Origin of the sequence: Lactococcus taiwanensis (genome assembly GCF_014905395.1) — a bacterium.
Taxonomy (GTDB): domain Bacteria; phylum Bacillota; class Bacilli; order Lactobacillales; family Streptococcaceae; genus Lactococcus; species Lactococcus taiwanensis.
Genome location: NZ_BNDT01000001.1, coordinates 278,307 through 297,388 on the forward strand (window position 1 = coordinate 278,307; position 19,082 = coordinate 297,388).

Here is a 19,082-nt window from a genome sequence, read left to right on the forward strand (position 1 = left end):
AATAAGAAAAGGAGATATAAATATGTCTAAAATTATCGGTATTGACCTTGGTACAACAAACTCAGCAGTAGCAGTTCTTGAAGGAACTGAATCAAAAATTATTCCAAATCCAGAAGGAAATCGTACAACACCTTCAGTTGTAGCTTTCAAAAATGGTGAAATCATTGTCGGTGACGCTGCAAAACGTCAAGCAGTAACTAACCCAGAAACAATTATTTCTATTAAATCAAAAATGGGAACATCTGAAAAAGTTTCTGCAAATGGTAAAGAGTACACACCACAAGAAATTTCAGCAATGATTCTTCAAAACTTGAAAGCTACAGCCGAAAGCTATCTTGGAGAAAAAGTAGAAAAAGCGGTTATTACTGTACCTGCATACTTCAATGATGCGCAACGTCAAGCCACTAAAGATGCTGGTAAAATTGCTGGTCTGGAAGTAGAACGTATCGTTAATGAACCAACAGCAGCAGCTCTTGCTTACGGTCTTGATAAAACAGATAAAGACGAAAAGATTCTTGTATTTGACCTTGGTGGTGGTACATTCGACGTTTCAATTCTTGAACTTGGTGATGGTGTATTTGACGTTCTTGCCACTGCTGGTAACAACAAACTCGGTGGTGATGATTTTGACCAAAAAATCATCGACTGGATGGTTGCCGAATTCAAGAAAGAAAACGGAATTGACCTTGCCCAAGATAAAATGGCTTTGCAACGCTTGAAAGATGCCGCTGAAAAAGCGAAAAAAGACCTTTCAGGTGTAACAACAACTCAAATCAGCTTGCCATTCATCACAGCGGGTGCTAGTGGACCGCTTCACTTGGAAATGGCTTTGACTCGTGCTAAATTTGATGAATTGACCCATGATCTTGTTGAAGCTACACGTCAACCCGTTCGCCAAGCTTTGTCTGACGCTGGTTTGTCAACTTCTGATATTGACGAAGTGCTCTTGGTTGGTGGTTCAACTCGTATCCCTGCTGTTGTTGAACTTGTCCGTAAAGAAACTGGAAAAGAACCAAACAAATCTGTTAACCCAGATGAAGTTGTTGCCATGGGTGCAGCAATTCAAGGTGGTGTGATTACTGGTGACGTTAAAGATGTTGTTCTTCTTGACGTTACACCACTTTCACTTGGTATTGAAACAATGGGTGGGGTCTTCACTAAATTGATTGACCGTAACACAACTATCCCAACTTCTAAATCACAAGTCTTCTCAACTGCTGCTGACAATCAACCTGCTGTAGATATTCATGTGCTTCAAGGTGAACGTCCAATGGCAGCGGATAACAAAACTTTGGGTCGCTTCCAATTGACAGACATTCCTGCAGCACCACGTGGTGTTCCACAAATTGAAGTAACATTTGATATTGATAAAAATGGTATTGTTTCTGTTAAAGCTAAAGACCTTGGTACACAAAAAGAACAAACAATTGTTATCAAATCAAATTCAGGTCTTTCTGATGAAGAAATTGATAAAATGATGAAAGATGCTGAAGCAAATGCTGATGCTGATGCAAAACGTAAAGAAGAAGTTGATACACGTAACGAAGCTGATGCTTTAGTCTTCCAAACTGAAAAAACTTTGAAAGAACTTGAAGGAAAAGTTGACGAAGCTGAAGTTAAAAAAGCTGAAGACGCTAAAGAAGAACTCAAAAAAGCGCTTGAAGGTGAAGATATTGCTGATATCAAAGCTAAATCAGAAGCCCTTTCTGAAATCGCTCAAAACCTTGCTGTGAAACTTTATGAACAAGCCAATGCGGCTCAAGGTGAAGCTGGACAAGCAACTGATGCGCAAGAAGGACCAAAAGATGATAATACATTTGATGGTGACTTCACTGAAGAAAGCAAATAATATTTTTAAAAGCACTGACGATTTTGTCAGTGCTTTTTTTGTGTTAAACTTCTTAAGTTTTACTGACAGCTCTGTCAGTGAAGTTAGACACAAATAGACAGAGTGTACAAAAAACGATTGCTAAATTTGCAATCGTTTTCTTCTTGTATTATCATGAAATTAATTAAGAAAAGGAGGAGAGAATAATGCGTTACACTAATGGAAATTATGAGGCGTTCGTACGTCCAAGAAAACCAGAACATGTCGATAAAAAATCAGCTTATATTGTGGGTGCAGGTTTGGCAGGGCTTGCGGCAGCAACTTTCTTACTACGTGATGGGCAAATGAAAGGGGAAAACATTCATATTTTGGAGGAACTTCCTTTATCAGGTGGGTCTTTAGATGGCTCATTTATCCCTCATGATGGCTTTGTCGTGCGCGGTGGAAGAGAAATGGAAAATCATTTTGAATGCCTTTGGGATTTATTTCGATCGATTCCTTCATTGGAAGTGGACAATGCGTCCGTTTTGGATGAATTTTACCGTTTAGACCTTGATGACCCTAATTCTTCCAACTGTCGGATTATCCATCAACGCGGTGAGCGAGTGGAAGATGATGGTAAGTTTACTCTAAGTCCAAAAGCTCAAGAAGAAATTGTTCATTTATTCATGACCAAAGAAGAGTTGCTCGTCGGGCAAACTATTGAAGATTGTTTTACAGAAGAATTTTTTGAATCTAATTTTTGGCTCTATTGGTGCTCGATGTTTGCTTTTGAAAAATGGCACTCAGCTATCGAGATGCGCCGCTATATTATGCGCTTTATCCATCATATTAAAGGACTTCCTGATTTCAGCGCGCTCAAATTCACCAAGTATAACCAGTATGAGTCTCTGGTTAAACCCTTGGTTGCTTACTTGAAAGCACATCATGTTGATTTTAAGTATGGGGCCCAAGTGGAAAATGTGGAAGTTGATATCAGAGCAGGAAAAAAGGTTGCAAGGGCTTTGTTATTTGCTGACAGCTCTGTCATTAAACTGACAGAAGACGATTTCGTTTTTGTGACAAACGGTTCTATTACCGAAAGTTCAACCCAAGGTACAGCTACAATGCCTGCTCCTAAAACTACGGAATTAGGAGGTTCTTGGAAACTTTGGCGAAATCTAGCTAAGCAATCTGAAGACTTTGGTCATCCGGATGTTTTTTGTCAGAACTTACCAAAAGCGTCCTGGGTAGTATCAGCAACGGTGACTTGGAAGAACTTAAAAATACAACCTTACTTTGAAAAACTTACGCATCGTCAGCTGCGCTCAGGTAAGGTAGTCACTGGGGGAATTATTACTGTAAAAGATTCTAATTGGTTGCTCTCTTTTACCACTCATCGCCAACCTCATTTTAAAGAACAAAAGGACCAAGAAACTGTAACTTGGGTCTATGGCCTTCTTTCAAATACACCTGGAAACTATATCAAAAAACCAATTGAGGATTGTACAGGTGAGGAAATCACACAAGAATTACTTTATCACTTAGGAATGCCCGAAGAAGAAATTGATGATTTCGTCAAAAATAACACAAATACTATCCCTGTTTATATGCCCTTTATCACTTCCTATTTCATGCTCCGTGAACCTGGGGATCGCCCACTGGTCATCCCTAACGGGTCCGTGAACTTAGCTTTTATAGGGAATTTTGCAGAAACGCAACGTGATACAGTTTTTACTACTGAATATTCCGTTCGTACAGCGATGGAAGCAGTATATCAATTACTAAATGTAGAACGTGGTGTTCCTGAAGTCTATGCTTCAGCTTATGACTTACGTGCCTTAGCAAATTCCGTCTACTACCTTTCAGATCGTCAAAAGTTGTCAGATATGGAGCTACCATTTGTGAAAAAACAAGCACTTCATTATGGTTTGAAAAAAATCAAGGGCACTTATCTTGAAGAAATACTAGAAGATGCAGGCTTGATTTAAAAACTAAATGACCTCAATGCAAATAACGAAGGCGAGTCTTTCGTTATTTTTGATAGAATAGCACTATGATAATTGATAAAAAATTTGAACAAGAACTCATAGAAATGCGTCGATATCTTCATGCACATCCTGAGATTTCAGAAAAAGAGTTTCAAACGACACATTTTATCCGAGAAAAACTTAAGCAATGGGATATTGAAATACTAGAAGGAGCTCTGAAAACGGGGGTAGTCGCGCAGATTGGTTCAGGCCGGCCTGTCATTGCTTTACGTGCGGATATAGATGCCTTGCCCATTCTCGAAAAAACTGAACTGCCTTATGCTTCTAAATACAAAGGGAGAATGCACGCTTGTGGACATGATTTGCATATGACGAGTCTTCTAGGAGCCGCAAAACTTTTTAAAAAAGAGAGATTTAAGGGGACGATTAAGCTCATCTTTCAACCTGCAGAAGAAATTGGGCAAGGAGCTTTACAAGTTCTAAAAAGTGGTTTAGTTAATGATGTACAAGCTTTTGTCGGCTATCACAATATGCCTACTCTACAAGCGGGAGAGATCCGACTAAAAGAAGGAGCAATGATGGCGGCAGTCGATCGGTTTCGGGTGGTGGTGCGTGGAAGTGGGAGCCACGCCGCCTATCCTCAAGAGGGGACTGATGTTGTTCTTGGCATAAGTACCATCGTTCAAAATCTTCAACAAATTGTCGCACGTAACCTCTCGCCTTTACATGCTGCGGTGGTATCAGTTACGCATATCGATGTTGGTAATACTTGGAATGTTTTGCCTGATGAGGGCTATTTTGAAGGAACGATACGTAGTTTTGACAGTGAGAGTCGACAACTGATCAAGAAACGTTTTGTTGAAATAGCCGAGCTCACAGCGAAAACAGTGGGACTTAGTGCAGAAGTTGCTTGGCTTATGGATGCTGAACTTACTTTCAATGATCCCAATTTAACTGCCATTGTTCGAGAAAGTTTGGCAGGGTGGTATGGCCCTATTGCATCAACTGAACCGTCCAGTGCAGGTGAAGATTTTGCGCATTACCGAACACAAGCCCCTTCCGTTTTTGCTTTTATTGGCTCGAATGCTCCAGAAGCGCCCGGTCTTCATTTTCCAGAGATGACAATAAAAGATGAAACTTTAGCTACAGCGGTAAAATATTATGTTCATTCTGCGTTGTCTCTATTGCGAACACTTGAAAAAACATCTGAGGGATAAAGCTATTTATGTTAGCTTTATTTTTTTTGGTGTTTTTTGAAAGAAAATGATAGTTTGTGATTGATTTTGAAAGAAAAAGGTGCTATAATATCTTTTGTAAACGAATTCAGGAGATGGAAATGTTAGCGAGTGAACGCAAAAGAAAAATTATTGATTATCTCAAAATCAAAAAGCGCGCAACAATTGAAGAATTATTGCCCGTGATCGAAGGCTCTATCTCAACGCTTCGAAGGGACTTAAATGAATTAGAAAAAGAGAAGCGTCTCCGAAGGGTGCATGGAGGAGCTGAACTTACCCAAAACCTTTCTGGAGAATTGAGTATATCTGAAAAAACTTCCAAAAACATTCAAGAAAAAACAAAAATTGCACAACAAGCCTTATCCAAAATCAAGGATGGGGATATTATTTTTCTGGATGCGGGAACGACGACAGGCCTTCTTGCAGAATTAATCAGTCAGTCACATCTTTATCTGACTGTTGTCACGAATTCAGTAACCCATCTTACAAAATTAACTGATGAGCGCCTCATTGTTTATCTTTTAGGAGGACGTGTCAAAAAAGTTACGGATGCAATTATTGGAAGTCAGGCATTAGAGCAGCTTTCACATTATCAATTCAATGCAGCATTTCTTGGAGCTAATGCTTTTGATGAAAATCATGGAGCAATGACTCCCGACCATGAAGAAGCAGCGATTAAAGCTTTGGCTGTAAAACAGAGTCAAAGTGCCTATGTTTTAGCAGATGCTTCCAAAATCGGTCAGATGAGTTTTGTTAAATTTGCCGAAACTGATGAGGTCCATCTGATTAGTGAAAAATAGATAGAATTACTGATGAGTTCATAACTTATCAAATAAAAGGAGAAATATGATTTACACAGTAACCCTTAACCCTGCACTCGATTACTTCATGACTTATGAAGAAATTGAAAGTGGCGCAGTCAATCGAACAAGCCAAACACAGGTTTCTGCCGGAGGCAAAGGAATAATGGAAAGTCGCATGATGAGTCTTTTAAAAGCTGATAACACAGCTTGGGGCTTTCTCGGAGGTTTTTCTGGACAATACATAAAAGATTTTCTTACAGAAAATAAGGTTCATTCTGATTTTACAGCTATTCAAGACTTAACTAGAATTAATGTAAAGCTCCAGACGCTCAAAGATGAAACAAGCTTGGATGCTGCGGGACCTCAACTCCAAGAAAAGGAGATACAGGCCTTTATTGACAAATTCGAGGTTTTGAAAGCCGATGATATCGTGGTGTTTGCTGGAACAATTCCTAAAACATTGGGTGAAGATTTTTATCAAAGACTCATTCAAAAAGTCAAAGAACATCAAGCGACCTTCGTCATGGACGTGGATGGCCATAAATTATTAGAGACCTTATCAGATCATCCGCTCCTTATCAAACCAAATCGTGAAGAATTAGAAGGCATCTTCAATGTCAAATTTGAACGAAATGATCAGATTATCCCATATGGTAAAAAGTTACTTGAGATGGGAGCACAGCAAGTCATTGTTTCTATGGCAGGAGATGGTGCATATCTTTTTACTCCAGAAAAAACTTATTTCGCAGCAGGAATTAAAGGCGAGTTAAAAAATTCAATCGGGGCTGGCGATTCTACTGTTGCTGGATTCTTGGCTGAATATAGCAAGACTAAAGACGCGTTTCAAGCATTTAAGCAGGCAATTGCGTGTGGTACAGCAAAGGCATTTTCAGAGGATATGCCTACCAAATCATTCTTGGATGAAATCTATCAAAAAGTAAATATTTCAGAGGTGGACTAATGGAAATTAAAGATCTATTAAAAACAGAGGTTATGATTCTTGACCTGAAAGCTAACAGCAAAGAAGCTGCTATTGATGAAATGGTCAACAAATTAGTATCAGAAGGTTATGTCAGTGATTTTGATACATTCAAAGCAGGAATCATGAAGCGTGAGGCCCAAACATCAACGGGACTTGGTGATGGGATTGCTATGCCGCATAGTAAAAATATCGCAGTTAATGAACCTGTTGTGTTATTTGCAAAATCAAAAACAGGAGTTGATTATGCAGCGTTAGATGGACAACCAGTCAATCTTTTCTTTATGATTGCAGCACCTGATGGAGCAAACGACACTCACTTGGAAGCCTTGGCGCAACTGTCTACTTATCTCTTGAAAGATGGTTTCCAAGACCGTCTTCGTAAAGTAGAGTACCCACGGCAAGTCATTGAACTTTTTTCTGAAAAACAAGAAGAAGTTCAAACCGTTGAAAATGCTGAACATTATATTGTCGCAGTAACAGCTTGTACAACAGGGATTGCCCATACTTATATGGCTGAAGAAGCACTCAAGAAACAAGCGCTGGAAATGGGCGTTGGTATTAAAGTCGAAACCAATGGTGCCCGTGGTATTGATAATAAATTAACTGATGAAGATATTAAAAAAGCTGATGCAGTAATTGTCGCAGCTGATAAAAAAGTTGAAATGAATCGCTTTGCTGGTAAACAGATGGTACAAGTGCCAGTCGCTCATGCCATTCGTGAAACGGAACACCTGATTGATGAAGCTTTATCGGGTAAAGCACCGATTTATAAAGGGGACGGTTCAGAAAATACTTCTGCTCAAAGCTCCTCTTCTCAACAAACGATGGGACAAAAATTCTATAAACACTTGATGGGTGGGGTTTCTGCAATGTTACCATTCGTCGTTGGTGGTGGGATTATGATAGCCTTGGCTTTCCTCATTGACCAACTGATGGGCGTCCCTCAAAGTCAACTTTCCCAACTAGGGGTCTATCATCCAATTGCTTATTATTTTAAGACGATTGGTGGTGCAGCCTTTAACTTCATGCTTCCTGTCCTTGCTGGATTTATCGCCCAATCTATTGCTGATAAACCAGGGCTGGTCGCAGGTTTTGTAGCGGGTTACATGGCACAAATTGGGATTTCTTTCCAAGGTTTTGCGCACACCAATGCTGATAAATACATTCCATCAGGTTTCCTTGGTGCCTTGGTTGGTGGTTTCTTAGCCGGAGGAGTGATCCTTTTATTACGTAAATGGTTTAAGAAAATGCCGGCTTCACTCGAAGGTATTAAAGCTATCTTACTTTTCCCATTGCTTGGAGTCTTTATTACTGGTTTCTTGATGCTTTTTGTCAACATTCCAATGGCTTGGATTAATACAGGTTTATCTAATTTCTTGACAAGTTTGTCCGGCGCATCGGCCTTGATTCTTGGTATCGTTGTTGGTGGTATGATGGCTATCGACCTTGGTGGACCTATCAATAAAGCGGCTTACATCTTTGGTACAGGGACGTTGACCTCAGCTGCATTATCAACGGGTGGTTCAATCGTTATGGCCTGTGTAATGGCTGGTGGGATGGTTCCTCCACTTGCGACAACCGTAGCAGTTTTATTATTCAAAAATAAATTTACAAAAGAAGAACGTAATGCTGGTTTGACAAATATTGTAATGGGACTTTCTTTCATTACAGAAGGTTCAATTCCTTTTGGAGCTGGTGACCCAGGACGTGCAATTCCTTCTTTCTTCGTTGGAGCAGCAGTGGCTGGAGGTTTAGTTGGAGCAGCAGGTATTAAGTTGATGGCACCACATGGTGGAATCTTCACAATCGCACTCTCTACTAATCCTCTACTTTATCTTCTCTTTATCTTAGTTGGGGCTGTTATCTCTGGAGTTCTCTTTGGAGCATTGAAAAAAGCAAAATAAGCAAGATGTATTGCTACAAAAAAAGGAGCGGTTAAATCCGCTTTTTTTTGTAGGAAGTTTAAGAGAAAAAGGTGCTGAGAAGTGGTCTTTAAGCAAAAGTGAAGAGGAATGACAGAAAAGGTCAACTTTTTGTTATAATAATAGAGGTAAACTGGGGGTAGGAGTAGATTATATGAATTTTATTGCAATATTTGAGTTGATGATTTTTCTTCTCAATATTATGTTATCGTTTGTGATTATTTTTAGGGAAAGAAAGTCCACATCATCAACTTGGTCATGGTTATTTGTCGTTAATGTACTGCCCATTTTAGGATTTATATTATATTTATTGATCGGACGTGGAATTTCGCATTACCGAATTTTTAAAGACCGCAAAAGATTTCAAATTGGTTTTGAAAAACAACATAGTCATGCGAGGAGGGCCTATTCAGATCGTGCTTTTCTTGATATGATGCGTAAGAATCCTGTCATTGGTCAATTGATTAATATGTTATATGTGGAAGAAAAGTCCATTATTTCTACTAATACTGCTGTTAAAATTTTTAATGATGGGCGTGAAAAGTTTGATGCACTGATTGAAGACATCAATCGTGCTAAATATCACATCCACATGGAATATTATATTTTTCGGATGGATGACGTTGGACAAGAAATCTATGAGGCCCTAATTGAAGCACGCAAACGCGGGGTGGAGGTCAAACTTTTGATTGATGCTTGGGGTTCTAATCAAACTAAAATGTCCAAATTTAAAGAATTAGAAGAATTGGGAGGGCGCGTGGCTCAATTCTTTCCTTTAATTTTACCTTTAATCAATCCACGAACTAATTATCGCTTACACCGAAAAATTGTCGTGATTGATGGTGTGATTGGATACACTGGCGGATTTAATGTGGGAAACGAATACGCTTCGGTTACAAAAAAATTCGGTTACTGGAGAGACAACCATTTACGCTTGACAGGAGATATTGTTTATAGCTTGCAGCATCGCTTTATTTTGGATTGGAACTCGCAACATCATTTTGAAATTACGCAGGGAGAGCCTTATTTCCCAGATGCGATTTCTCAAGGCCATGTGGCCACTCAGTTGGTAACTTCTGGACCCGATGAAGATAAAGAGCAGATCAAACTGACTTACATGAAAATGATTTCAGGAGCGGAGCGTGAAATTGTCATCCAAACGCCTTACTATATTCCATCGGATGCATTGCATGAGTCTTTGAAACTTGCGCTTTTGTCGGGCGTTCAGGTAAAAATGATGATTCCTAATAAACCAGACCATCCGCTTGTCTATTGGGCGACTTATTTCCATGCAGCGGATTTGGTAAAGTATGGTGCAAAAGTTTATACGTATGAGAATGGATTTGTTCATTCTAAAACGTTGATTATTGATGGAGAATACGCCTCTGTTGGGTCGGCAAATCTAGACTATCGGAGTCTCCAACTGTGCTTTGAAGCAAATGTTGTTATCTATAATTATGACATTGCTCAAAAACTGCGTAACGATTTTATTAAAGATTTGAAGTTGAGTCGTGCGCTTACGCTTGAGCGGTACGAGCAGCGTTCAAAAATAGTCCGTTTCAAAGAAGGATTGGCACGACTCATCGCGCCAATGCTTTAACAAAAAAAGATTGCTGAGGACAATCTAAAGATATAAAACTAAAATGAGGATTGTATGGATTTACCAGTAGAATTTTTAGAAAAATATAAAAAGATTTTAGGGGAAGAATTTGCAGCTTTTCACGCAAGTTTTGACCAACCTGTTCAAACTGCTTTTCGCGTCAACCCTTTAAAAGAGCTTGACGAACGTTTTAGAGTGGCGAAAGATTTATTGATCGGCCCTCCAAAATCTACTGACGGCTCTGTCAGTAAGTTTGAAAAAATTCCAAAGCAGCACTTTGGTTATTATGGTAAAATCTCTGGGAAATCCATTGAGCATGTGACAGGTCTAATCTATTCTCAAGAACCTGCTGCCCAAGTTGTGGGCGAAGTGGCAGCACCCAAAAAGGGCATGCGGGTGCTCGATTTATGTGCAGCCCCAGGTGGTAAGTCTACACATCTCGTCAGTTTTTTAGAAAATACAGGAATCTTAGTATCGAATGAGATTTCTAATAAACGTAGCAAAATACTTGTTGAAAACAGCGAACGTTTTGGATCGCGCAATACGATTGTGTTAAACGAACAGCCAGAGCGTTTGGCGCGTGTTTTCCCTGCCTACTTTGATTTAATTGTTCTTGATGCACCTTGTTCTGGCGAAGGCATGTTTCGAAAGAACCCTTCGGCCATACAATATTGGACTGAAAATTATCCTGCTGAATGTGCGGAATTACAACGGGAAATTATCACAGAAGCCCTCAAAATGTTGGCGCCAGGTGGTCATTTGATCTATTCGACCTGCACATGGGCACCAGAGGAAAATGAAGCAAACATAAGATGGATCTTAGAAAATTATCCTGAGCTAGCTTTGCAGGACATCCCTAAAACAAATGGTTTACAAGCAGGACTTAATATGCCGGAGGTTGTCCGATGTTGGCCACATCGTTTTCGTGGGGAAGGCCAATTTGTTGCTCATCTTGTGGACACAGGTAAAAAGTTAGAAACTCTGAAAGTAAAATCAGGAAAATCTAATTTGACTAGAGAACAAGTTCAACTTTGGAAAGATTTTTCTCATCGTTATCTACTGACAGAGCTGTCAGCTGGTATTTTGCAAGTCTTCGGTGATCAGTTGTATCTTTTACCTGATGGCCTGCCAGACTTATCTTCATTAAAAATAGCGCGTAATGGTTTACACCTAGGGGTCTTCAAGAAAAAAAGATTTGAGCCCTCCTTGGCTTTGGGTATGGCCTTAAAACCAGCAGAAGTCACGACAAGCTTGGAAATTTCTGAGGAACAGTTTCAAAACTATGTTTCTGGCGCAACTTTTGCTACTGACAAGGCGGTCAGTAAAGGTTGGGTGCAATTAACGGTGGGAGGTAATGGACTTGGTTTTGCTAAAAATGTAAATGGAATCATCAAAAATTACTTTCCTAAAGGCTTGAGGTTTATTTCCTAAAACTTCTGGAAATTTACTTTCAAACTGGTCAGAAAAAAATGAATGTGTTAGTTCAAACAAATGGATATTTGAGAGGAGCTCAAAATGGAGAACACTAAATTAAACATTGTCATCATTACAGGGATGTCTGGAGCTGGAAAAACTGTAGCCATTCAGTCTTTTGAAGACATGGGTTATTTTACAGTTGATAATATGCCCCCAACATTAATTGAAAAGTTTGTCGAATTACTCAAGACGCCAGATAGTAAAATTGACAAAGTGGCGATGGTCGTGGATATGCGGTCACGCGCTTTCTTTGATCACATTCAAAGTATTGTTACCGAGCTGACAGATAATGTAAGTGTTAATTTTAAATTACTCTTTTTAGATGCCAACGATAGCGAATTAGTGTCTCGTTATAAAGAAACACGTCGTAGTCATCCCTTAGCGATTGATGGCCGCACGCTTGATGGTATTACTAAAGAGCGGGAAATTTTAGCAGATTTGAAAAATTTAGCAGAAGTGGTCATTGATACTAGTGAGTTGACACCGCGTAATCTGCGCGCTCAGATTTTACAAAATTTCTCTGGGAATACTGAATCCAATTTTAGAATTGAAATCATGTCTTTTGGTTTTAAATATGGATTGCCTTTGGATGCAGATTTAGTCTTTGATGTACGATTTTTACCAAATCCTCATTATATTTCAGAACTGCGCGATAAAAATGGAACGGATCAAGAAGTTTATGATTATGTAATGGAGCACCCTCAATCAGAAGCTTTTTATCAAAATCTGATGAAAATGCTTGTTCCAATTTTGCCTGCTTATAAAAAAGAAGGAAAGTCAGTATTGACAATCGCCTTCGGTTGTACCGGTGGCCAACACCGCTCTGTAGCTTTTGCTGAACGTGTTTCTAAAATGCTCCAAAAAGATTGGCATGTTAATACAAGTCATCGAGATAAAGATCGGAGAAAGGAAACGGTAAATCGCTCATGAGTAAACCAAAAGTTGTTGTTATTGGCGGAGGAACAGGTATACCTGTTGTTTTAAGAGCGCTCCGAAAAGAAAAAGTTGATTTAACTGCAATTGTTACAGTAGCTGATGATGGGGGGTCTTCAGGGCGGATACGTTCTGCAGTGAGTATTGCACCCCCAGGAGACTTACGTAATGTCCTGATTGCCATGTCAGATATGCCTAAGTTTTATGCTGATATCTTACAATATCGTTTTGACAAGTCCGATGGTGAACTTGCAGGACATCCTCTGGGTAATCTCATCATTGCTGCAGTATCTGAAATGCAAGGCTCCACTTATCGTGCGATTCAAACACTCGCCCAATTTTTCCACGTGGATGGGAAAATTTATCCGTCCTCTGATGCAGCGTTAACCCTGCATGCCGTCTTCAAAGACGGACATGAAGTAGCAGGGGAAAGTCATATTGCGGGTTATAAGAGCTTGATTGATCATGTTTACCTAACCCAGACAAGTTCTGGTGCGTCTCCGATTGCTTCAAGAAATGTTGTGAAATCAATTATGGAGGCTGACACTATTGTTTTAGGGCCAGGTTCACTTTTTACCTCTATCTTACCCAATATTGTCATCCCTGAAATTTGTGAGGCCCTTTGGAAAACATCTGCAAAGATTGTCTATGTCTGCAATATCATGACTCAACGTGGAGAAACGGAACACTTTAGTGATGCTGATCATGTACGGGTTCTTCATGAACATATTGGAACAAAAGTCATTGATACCGTCCTAGTTAATATTGAAGAAGTACCAGAAGCTTATATGAATACGAATAAATTTGATGAGTATTTGGTACAGGTTGACCATGATTTCAAGGCTTTACAGGAAGAAGGAGTCAATATTATCTCCAATAATTTTTTGGAGTTAAGAGATGGGGGAGCCTTTCATGATGGTGCAGCTGTAGCTCGTGAAATTGTAGCCTTATCTCAAAGTAAAGAGGTTAAGCTGTGAAGCGGGTCCTAAAACTTCTTCATTTTTCTTGAAAAAGGCTTGCAGTGAAAAATTGATAAAAGTGTAGGAGAAGGAAAAAAGACCAACAGGGCGTGGATCTTAGGTAGATATATGAGTTTTACAAGTGATGTTAAAAATGAACTAACCCGGAATTTAGCAACAACGGGAACTTTGCTGGCTCTGGTGAGGATGAATGGCTCAGTGGGGATTTTCGGAGGATTAACACTCTCAATAACGACTGAAAATGCGGGGACTGCAAAGTATATCTATCAAATGCTTTTAGAACTTTATGAGATTCGGGCAGAGATTCGCGTTCACCAGAAAACCACCTTATCTAAAAATCGGGTTTATACTGTTTATGTAGAAGAGGGTGCCGCTGAATTGCTTGATGAGTTGAGTCTTGCAGATTCACTCATGCTCGATAACGGGGTCCCTGAATTCGTCAAAAATGATGAATTTATCAAAAAAGACTATCTACGGGGTGCTTTTTTGTCAGCAGGCTCTGTCCATAATCCTGAAAAAGGAGATTATCAACTTTCAATCGCCAATGTCTATCAAGAACATGCGGAGGACTTACAGACCATGTTCCAAGACTTTGGCTTGAATGCGCGGGTGATTGAACGCAAAAATCGTTGGATTCTCTACCTTTCTCGGGCAGAAGAAATTATGGATTTTCTTACTCTTATTGGTGCTATGAAAGCCCGACTAAAGTTTGAGGAAGCCAAAATCGTACGAGAGATGCGAGGACTCGCTAATCGGCAGTCAAATTTTGAAAATGCTAACATTACCAAGTCGGTGACTGCTGCGCAAGAGGCCATTGAAGCTATTCATTTTTTAAATGAAAAAAAAGAACTAGAACAATTACCCGAACAATTAACGGAAATTGCTCGACTTCGATTGGAAAATCCAGAAGCGACCATCAAAGAATTGGGAGAAATGTTAGACCCACCTTTAGGAAAATCAGGGGTTAATCATCGAATTAGAAAGCTTGTTGAACAAGCAAATAATCTAAAAAATACGGAAATTTAAGAGAGAAGGGTAACCTTCTTTTTTTATTGTCAAAATCACCGAATGGTCTTACTTTTTAATTGTACTCTAAGCAATAAAAGCGTACAATATTTACTATGAAAGCGTTATCCATAAATCCTCTACAAAGAAGGAGATGGCCAATGGAAAAAATTGTCGAAGTAAAAAAACTTCAAAAAAATTTTGGAGCGTTCCAAGCTCTTAAACAGGTAAGTTTAGAGGTTAATAGAGGTGAGGTATTAGGCTATATTGGTCCTAATGGTTCAGGGAAATCGACTACTTTACGGATCCTTCTTGGTATCATCAAAGCAACAAGCGGTCAGGCGACTATCTTTGGTCAAGATGTTTGGCGTGACGCGATTGATATTCATAAAAAGATTGCTTACGTTCCTGGTGAGTTGTCCTTATGGCCCAATTGGACGGGTGGGGAAACCCTTGAGCTTTTGTTGAACATGCATGGTAAGGGATCGCGTGCTAAAAAAGAAGCCCTTATTCAGAAATTTGATTTAGATCCACGCAAAAGAATCCGTTCCTATTCGAAAGGAAATCGACAAAAAATTTCATTAATCGCTACCTTAGCAAGTGAAGCTGAGCTTTATATTTTTGACGAGCCAACAAGTGGACTTGACCCTCTTATGGAAGCTGTCTTTCAAGAAGAAGTGGCACTTCTAAAAGCAGATGGGAAAGCTATTATCCTCTCGAGTCATATTTTGTCGGAAGTTGAAAAATTAGCGGATCGTGTAGCAGTAATTCGGCAGGGTGAAATCGTGGAGACCGGTACCCTTACACAGTTACGTCACCTTACGCGTTACCAGTATCGTGTTGAAACAAAAACAGAACCTATAAAATTAAAAACTTTAGCAGGGGTTTATGATTTGAAGATAGAGGGCAAAAAAGCTTCCTTTCAGGTGGAGGCTAACCAACTGGAAAAGATCTTGAAAGTTTTACTGGACTATCAGCTCCTTCAATTGGAAGCCACTCCACCTACCCTTGAAGCACTCTTTATGCGACATTATGAAGGAGGGAATGAGGATGAGAAGGATATTTTATAGGACGGGATTTCTCTTCCAAAAGCTTGTAAAACGAGATCGATTCACGCTCTTATTATGGCTAGTAGGGATGGTTGCTTTTACAGCCTCTGGTGTTGGGAAACTTGAAGTTGCGGCACAGCCTACAACTGCAGTAGTTTTATATGCGATGTTTGTCAAAAACCCAGCAATGGTAGCTTTGTTTGGACCGACGCCGATTAAAAATCCAAGCGCTTATACGTTAGGCCCGATTTTTGGACAAACAATGTCTTTGATTACAGGACTAGTATTTGCCAGCCTCGCCATCCTCTATGTGCTTAACCGTACAAGAAGAGATGAAGAGGAAGGGAGGATTGAATTGTTCCGCTCTTATCCGATTGGGAGATTGGCAAACACGAGTGCGGTGGTTGTTGTAGTGTGGATATTACATGTTCTCATAGCCTTTTTAATCACTGTGAGTCTCCAAGGACAGGGAGTGGCTGGGCTTGACCAGTGGAGTAGCAACAGTTTGTTTGCCCTCTCTACATCAACACAAGGGGTGCTGTGGGGGATGGTTGCTTTGCTGATAGGACAACTTTTCCAAGAAAGTCGTTCTGCGAAAAATCTAAGTTTTACGTTGTTGGGTATTTTTTATCTCCTGCGTCTTTTTACAGATGGACATCAGCAGGAGTTAGGATGGTTTAACCCTCTCTCATGGTCTTATTTAGGTTTTCCTTATGTCAGTAATAAGGAGAGCGGTCTAGGTGTGGCTTTGTCCCTTTTATTTGCCTTACTGCTCTTGGGGGCGGCACTCTTTCTTGAAGGACGACGTGACAATGGAGCAGGCTATTTTAAAGGAAAAAGTGTGACCTTTTTTAAGGGGCCTCGTCGTCTGTTTACTCTCCTATTGTACTTAGAAGGAAAGGTGATTATGGGGTGGTGGTTGGGCCTGTTCATTCTGGGGCTTATCTATGGTTCCATGTTTGAGCAAATAGGCGCTTTCATCGCGCATAATAAACTGGTAAAGCAGCTTTTTGTGGGGAATGCGCAAACGGCAGTGGTGGGAAATTTTATGGTTACTTTATTTTCGATCTTGTCAGTACTGATTACGATGTTAGCTGTCTCACTTTTACTGCGTCTATTGTCAGAGGAGCGTAAGGGGCATTTGGATTTGATCTATGCCTTTCCTTATTCTAAGGTGAAGGTGTATGGCAGCTATGTTTGCTTGGCAATAATAGCTGGAGTTATCGCGCAAGGAATCACGCTTGTTGGTGTATATTTTGCACAGGTTGGAATGGAAAATGCGCTGAGGTTTGGAGAAATCATGCAGGCGGGAATGATTTGGAGCGTGGGTTCAGTTTTTGTTCTTGCTTTACTCGCCCTCTTGATTGCCTTTGTGCCACGATGGGCAAGTTTAATCTGGGCCTATGTTGGTTTTATTCTGTTGATGACTTATTTAGGGCGTCTCGTAGCGTTTCCAAGACTCCTCACTCAATTAAGCATTTATGGCTACATTCCAAAACTTCCAGTTGAGCAGATGAATTGGAGAGTGGTAGTGCTTATAGTGGTCTTCACTGTGTGTTTATTGGTTCTTGGAGCGATCGGGTATCGTCACCGAGACCTGTTGAAGGAGTGAAGTAAAAAAAGAGAATTTAACGACAGCGCTTCCATGCTTTTTGGATATTATTGTGATAAAATAAACAAGGTAATTTATAAAAATTTTAGGAGAAATTTTATCATGATGAATCCGGCAGAAATATTGTCAGCCACTATTCACCACGGTCAGGAAAAAATTAAGCGCCCTTTTTTGGAAAAAGCAGTTCTCGGTTTTATTGGGGGAGCCATGATTTCGTTTGGTTACTTGCTTTATATTCGTTCAGTCGCAAGTGTCGTTGAGCAGTTGGGCACCTTGGCAAGTCTGATTGGAGCGAGTGTATTTCCCATTGGCCTCATAGTTATATTGCTTGGAGGGGGCGAGCTCATCACTTCAAATATGACAGCTGTAGCGACTTCATTTTTTGCCAAGCGGGTAAGTCTTGCTGATTTGTTGAAAAATTGGTTGGTGATTACCTTGTTTAATGTAGTGGGAGCGATTTTTGTTGCTTATGTTTTTGGCCATTTGCTGGGATTGACTAGTACAGGCGCATTTAAAGAAGAACTCTTACGCTTGGCTCAAGGGAAAATTGCAGCGAGCTGGTCACAAGAACTCTTATCGGGGATGGGATGTAATTGGTTTGTTGGAATTGCCATGTGGATGTGTTATGGTGCTCGCGATGCAGCGGGAAAAATTCTTGCCATTTGGTTCCCTATTATGGCTTTTGTCGCTATCGGTTTTCAGCATAGCGTAGCAAATGCTTTCGTCATTCCTGCGGCCATATTTGAAAATGGTGCCACGTGGCTTGATTTTGGCCATAACTTTCTCTTTGTCTACTTAGGAAATGTTCTTGGTGGCACAGTATTTGTTGCTGGCTTCTATACCTTAGGTTACCGACGTCAGATCAAGGAGCTAAAAAATAAATGACGACAGAAAAACTTTACTGACCAAGCTGTCAGTGACCTTTTTAAAATAACCAGCTTAAAATAAGAAAAAATACTGATGAGGCCATCAGTATTTTTGGTGTCTAGAAATGGTCCGCTTAATTCTTTTAACAAAAAAGTTACTGACAGCGTGGTCAGTAACTATTTTTTTAGTTGGTGATAACGATCGTACCAGATTTTAACGTATTCTTGTGAAAAAGGACCTTTTCCGTTATTTATCCAATCAACAAGAATTTTGACGTTCTCTTTTAAAATATGATCAATCTCCTTTGGATAGTGCATCTGGCGACGATGGCGCTCATATTCTTCAACATCTAGCAATTTTTTTTCGCCATCTTTGAAGACTTTTACGTCAAGGTCGTAATCAATGTACTTAAGTGCTTCGTTATCTAAGACGAAGGGACTAGCTAGATTGCAGTAATAGCTGACGCCTTCCTCACGAATCATAGCAATGATGTTAAACCAAAACTTTTTGTGGAAGTAAACAATGGCTGGTTCGCGTGTGACCCAACGCCGGTCGTCGGATTCTGTCACTAGCGTGTGATCGTTCACTCCAATAATCGAATTTTCATTTGTTTTCAGAACCATCGTATCGCGCCAAGTGCGATGGAGGCTCCCATCATGTTTATAGCTTTGAATCGTGATAAAGTCGCCTTCTTTGGGAATTTTCAAGGCTTTTCTCACTTTCTCAATTCAAAGTTCTCGCTTACTACTATACCACTTTTTTACGAAAATTTACAGTATTAATGTTCTATTTGTGAACTAAATCATTTAATAATGTTCGG

General features: G+C 39.9%; 15 protein-coding genes. 14 read left to right on the forward strand and 1 reads right to left on the reverse strand.

The genetic code is table 11. The features are described from left to right. The first annotated feature begins 22 nt into the window (after positions 1-22). The 14 genes from dnaK to JKP71_RS01410 all read left to right on the forward strand — a co-directional run bounded on the left by dnaK (position 23) and on the right by JKP71_RS01410 (position 18,280). Positions 23-1,849 carry a molecular chaperone DnaK gene (dnaK, locus tag JKP71_RS01345; protein ID WP_075524585.1) on the forward strand — a complete coding sequence of 609 codons (1,827 nt, stop codon included), beginning with the start codon at positions 23-25 and terminating at the stop codon, positions 1,847-1,849. Between the two features lie 185 nt (positions 1,850-2,034). Next, complete coding sequence (locus JKP71_RS01350) at positions 2,035-3,798, forward strand: oleate hydratase (RefSeq protein WP_200406741.1); 1,764 nt, start codon at positions 2,035-2,037, stop codon at positions 3,796-3,798. Between the two features lie 68 nt (positions 3,799-3,866). After that, positions 3,867-5,015 (forward strand): amidohydrolase, encoded by a 1,149-nt coding sequence (locus tag JKP71_RS01355; protein WP_200406888.1) that lies wholly within the window; start codon positions 3,867-3,869, stop codon positions 5,013-5,015. Positions 5,016-5,134: 119 nt separating this feature from the next. Continuing rightward, the gene (locus tag JKP71_RS01360) at positions 5,135-5,833 is read left to right on the forward strand and encodes a DeoR/GlpR family DNA-binding transcription regulator (protein WP_075524587.1); all 699 of its coding nucleotides are present in this window, start codon (positions 5,135-5,137) and stop codon (positions 5,831-5,833) included. 46 nt (positions 5,834-5,879) lie between these two features. Continuing rightward, a complete protein-coding gene (gene pfkB / locus JKP71_RS01365; protein ID WP_200406742.1) occupies positions 5,880-6,797 on the forward strand; it encodes a 1-phosphofructokinase in 918 nt (305 codons plus the stop codon). Then, complete coding sequence (locus JKP71_RS01370) at positions 6,797-8,722, forward strand: PTS fructose transporter subunit IIABC (protein ID WP_200406743.1); 1,926 nt, start codon at positions 6,797-6,799, stop codon at positions 8,720-8,722. The genes pfkB and JKP71_RS01370 overlap by 1 nt, the downstream gene beginning before the upstream one ends. A 172-nt stretch (positions 8,723-8,894) precedes the next feature. Beyond that, on the forward strand, positions 8,895-10,340 hold the full coding sequence (gene cls, locus JKP71_RS01375) for a cardiolipin synthase (RefSeq protein WP_075524590.1): 1,446 nt from the start codon (positions 8,895-8,897) through the stop codon (positions 10,338-10,340). Positions 10,341-10,394: 54 nt separating this feature from the next. After that, entirely contained in the window at positions 10,395-11,771 is a 1,377-nt protein-coding gene (locus JKP71_RS01380) for an RsmF rRNA methyltransferase first C-terminal domain-containing protein (protein WP_200406744.1), read from the forward strand. An 84-nt stretch (positions 11,772-11,855) separates the two neighbouring features. Then, complete coding sequence (gene rapZ, locus JKP71_RS01385) at positions 11,856-12,746, forward strand: RNase adapter RapZ (RefSeq protein ID WP_075524592.1); 891 nt, start codon at positions 11,856-11,858, stop codon at positions 12,744-12,746. Further along, entirely contained in the window at positions 12,743-13,726 is a 984-nt protein-coding gene (locus JKP71_RS01390) for a gluconeogenesis factor YvcK family protein (RefSeq protein WP_200406745.1), read from the forward strand. The genes rapZ and JKP71_RS01390 overlap by 4 nt, the downstream gene beginning before the upstream one ends. A 111-nt stretch (positions 13,727-13,837) precedes the next feature. Beyond that, positions 13,838-14,755, forward strand: a complete 918-nt coding sequence (gene whiA, locus JKP71_RS01395; protein ID WP_075524594.1) for a DNA-binding protein WhiA — start codon at positions 13,838-13,840, stop codon at positions 14,753-14,755. A gap of 140 nt (positions 14,756-14,895) precedes the next feature. Next, entirely contained in the window at positions 14,896-15,804 is a 909-nt protein-coding gene (locus tag JKP71_RS01400; RefSeq protein WP_200406746.1) for an ABC transporter ATP-binding protein, read from the forward strand. Next, positions 15,785-17,395, forward strand: coding sequence for an ABC transporter permease (locus JKP71_RS01405; protein WP_200406747.1), 1,611 nt, complete (start codon positions 15,785-15,787; stop codon positions 17,393-17,395). Before JKP71_RS01400 ends, JKP71_RS01405 begins: the two co-directional genes overlap by 20 nt. A 102-nt stretch (positions 17,396-17,497) precedes the next feature. Beyond that, positions 17,498-18,280 (forward strand): formate/nitrite transporter family protein, encoded by a 783-nt coding sequence (locus JKP71_RS01410; RefSeq protein ID WP_200406748.1) that lies wholly within the window; start codon positions 17,498-17,500, stop codon positions 18,278-18,280. 158 nt (positions 18,281-18,438) lie between these two features. On the opposite strand, the gene ntdP is transcribed toward JKP71_RS01410, so the two are convergent. Next, positions 18,439-18,969 (reverse strand): nucleoside tri-diphosphate phosphatase, encoded by a 531-nt coding sequence (gene ntdP, locus JKP71_RS01415; protein ID WP_075524672.1) that lies wholly within the window; start codon positions 18,967-18,969, stop codon positions 18,439-18,441. Positions 18,970-19,082 lie beyond the last annotated feature (113 nt).

What these genes read in the sequence shown, in the direction of transcription:
- JKP71_RS01350 (WP_200406741.1), top strand. Translation starts at nt 2,035, where the DNA reads ATGCGTTACACTAATGGAAATTATGAGGCGTTCGTACGTCCAAGAAAA.
- JKP71_RS01360 (WP_075524587.1), top strand. Translation starts at nt 5,135, where the DNA reads ATGTTAGCGAGTGAACGCAAAAGAAAAATTATTGATTATCTCAAAATC.
- JKP71_RS01410 (WP_200406748.1), top strand. Translation starts at nt 17,498, where the DNA reads ATGATGAATCCGGCAGAAATATTGTCAGCCACTATTCACCACGGTCAG.
- whiA (WP_075524594.1), top strand. Translation starts at nt 13,838, where the DNA reads ATGAGTTTTACAAGTGATGTTAAAAATGAACTAACCCGGAATTTAGCA.
- JKP71_RS01390 (WP_200406745.1), top strand. Translation starts at nt 12,743, where the DNA reads ATGAGTAAACCAAAAGTTGTTGTTATTGGCGGAGGAACAGGTATACCT.
- JKP71_RS01405 (WP_200406747.1), top strand. Translation starts at nt 15,785, where the DNA reads ATGAGAAGGATATTTTATAGGACGGGATTTCTCTTCCAAAAGCTTGTA.
- dnaK (WP_075524585.1), top strand. Translation starts at nt 23, where the DNA reads ATGTCTAAAATTATCGGTATTGACCTTGGTACAACAAACTCAGCAGTA.
- JKP71_RS01380 (WP_200406744.1), top strand. Translation starts at nt 10,395, where the DNA reads ATGGATTTACCAGTAGAATTTTTAGAAAAATATAAAAAGATTTTAGGG.
- rapZ (WP_075524592.1), top strand. Translation starts at nt 11,856, where the DNA reads ATGGAGAACACTAAATTAAACATTGTCATCATTACAGGGATGTCTGGA.
- cls (WP_075524590.1), top strand. Translation starts at nt 8,895, where the DNA reads ATGAATTTTATTGCAATATTTGAGTTGATGATTTTTCTTCTCAATATT.
- JKP71_RS01400 (WP_200406746.1), top strand. Translation starts at nt 14,896, where the DNA reads ATGGAAAAAATTGTCGAAGTAAAAAAACTTCAAAAAAATTTTGGAGCG.
- JKP71_RS01370 (WP_200406743.1), top strand. Translation starts at nt 6,797, where the DNA reads ATGGAAATTAAAGATCTATTAAAAACAGAGGTTATGATTCTTGACCTG.
- pfkB (WP_200406742.1), top strand. Translation starts at nt 5,880, where the DNA reads ATGATTTACACAGTAACCCTTAACCCTGCACTCGATTACTTCATGACT.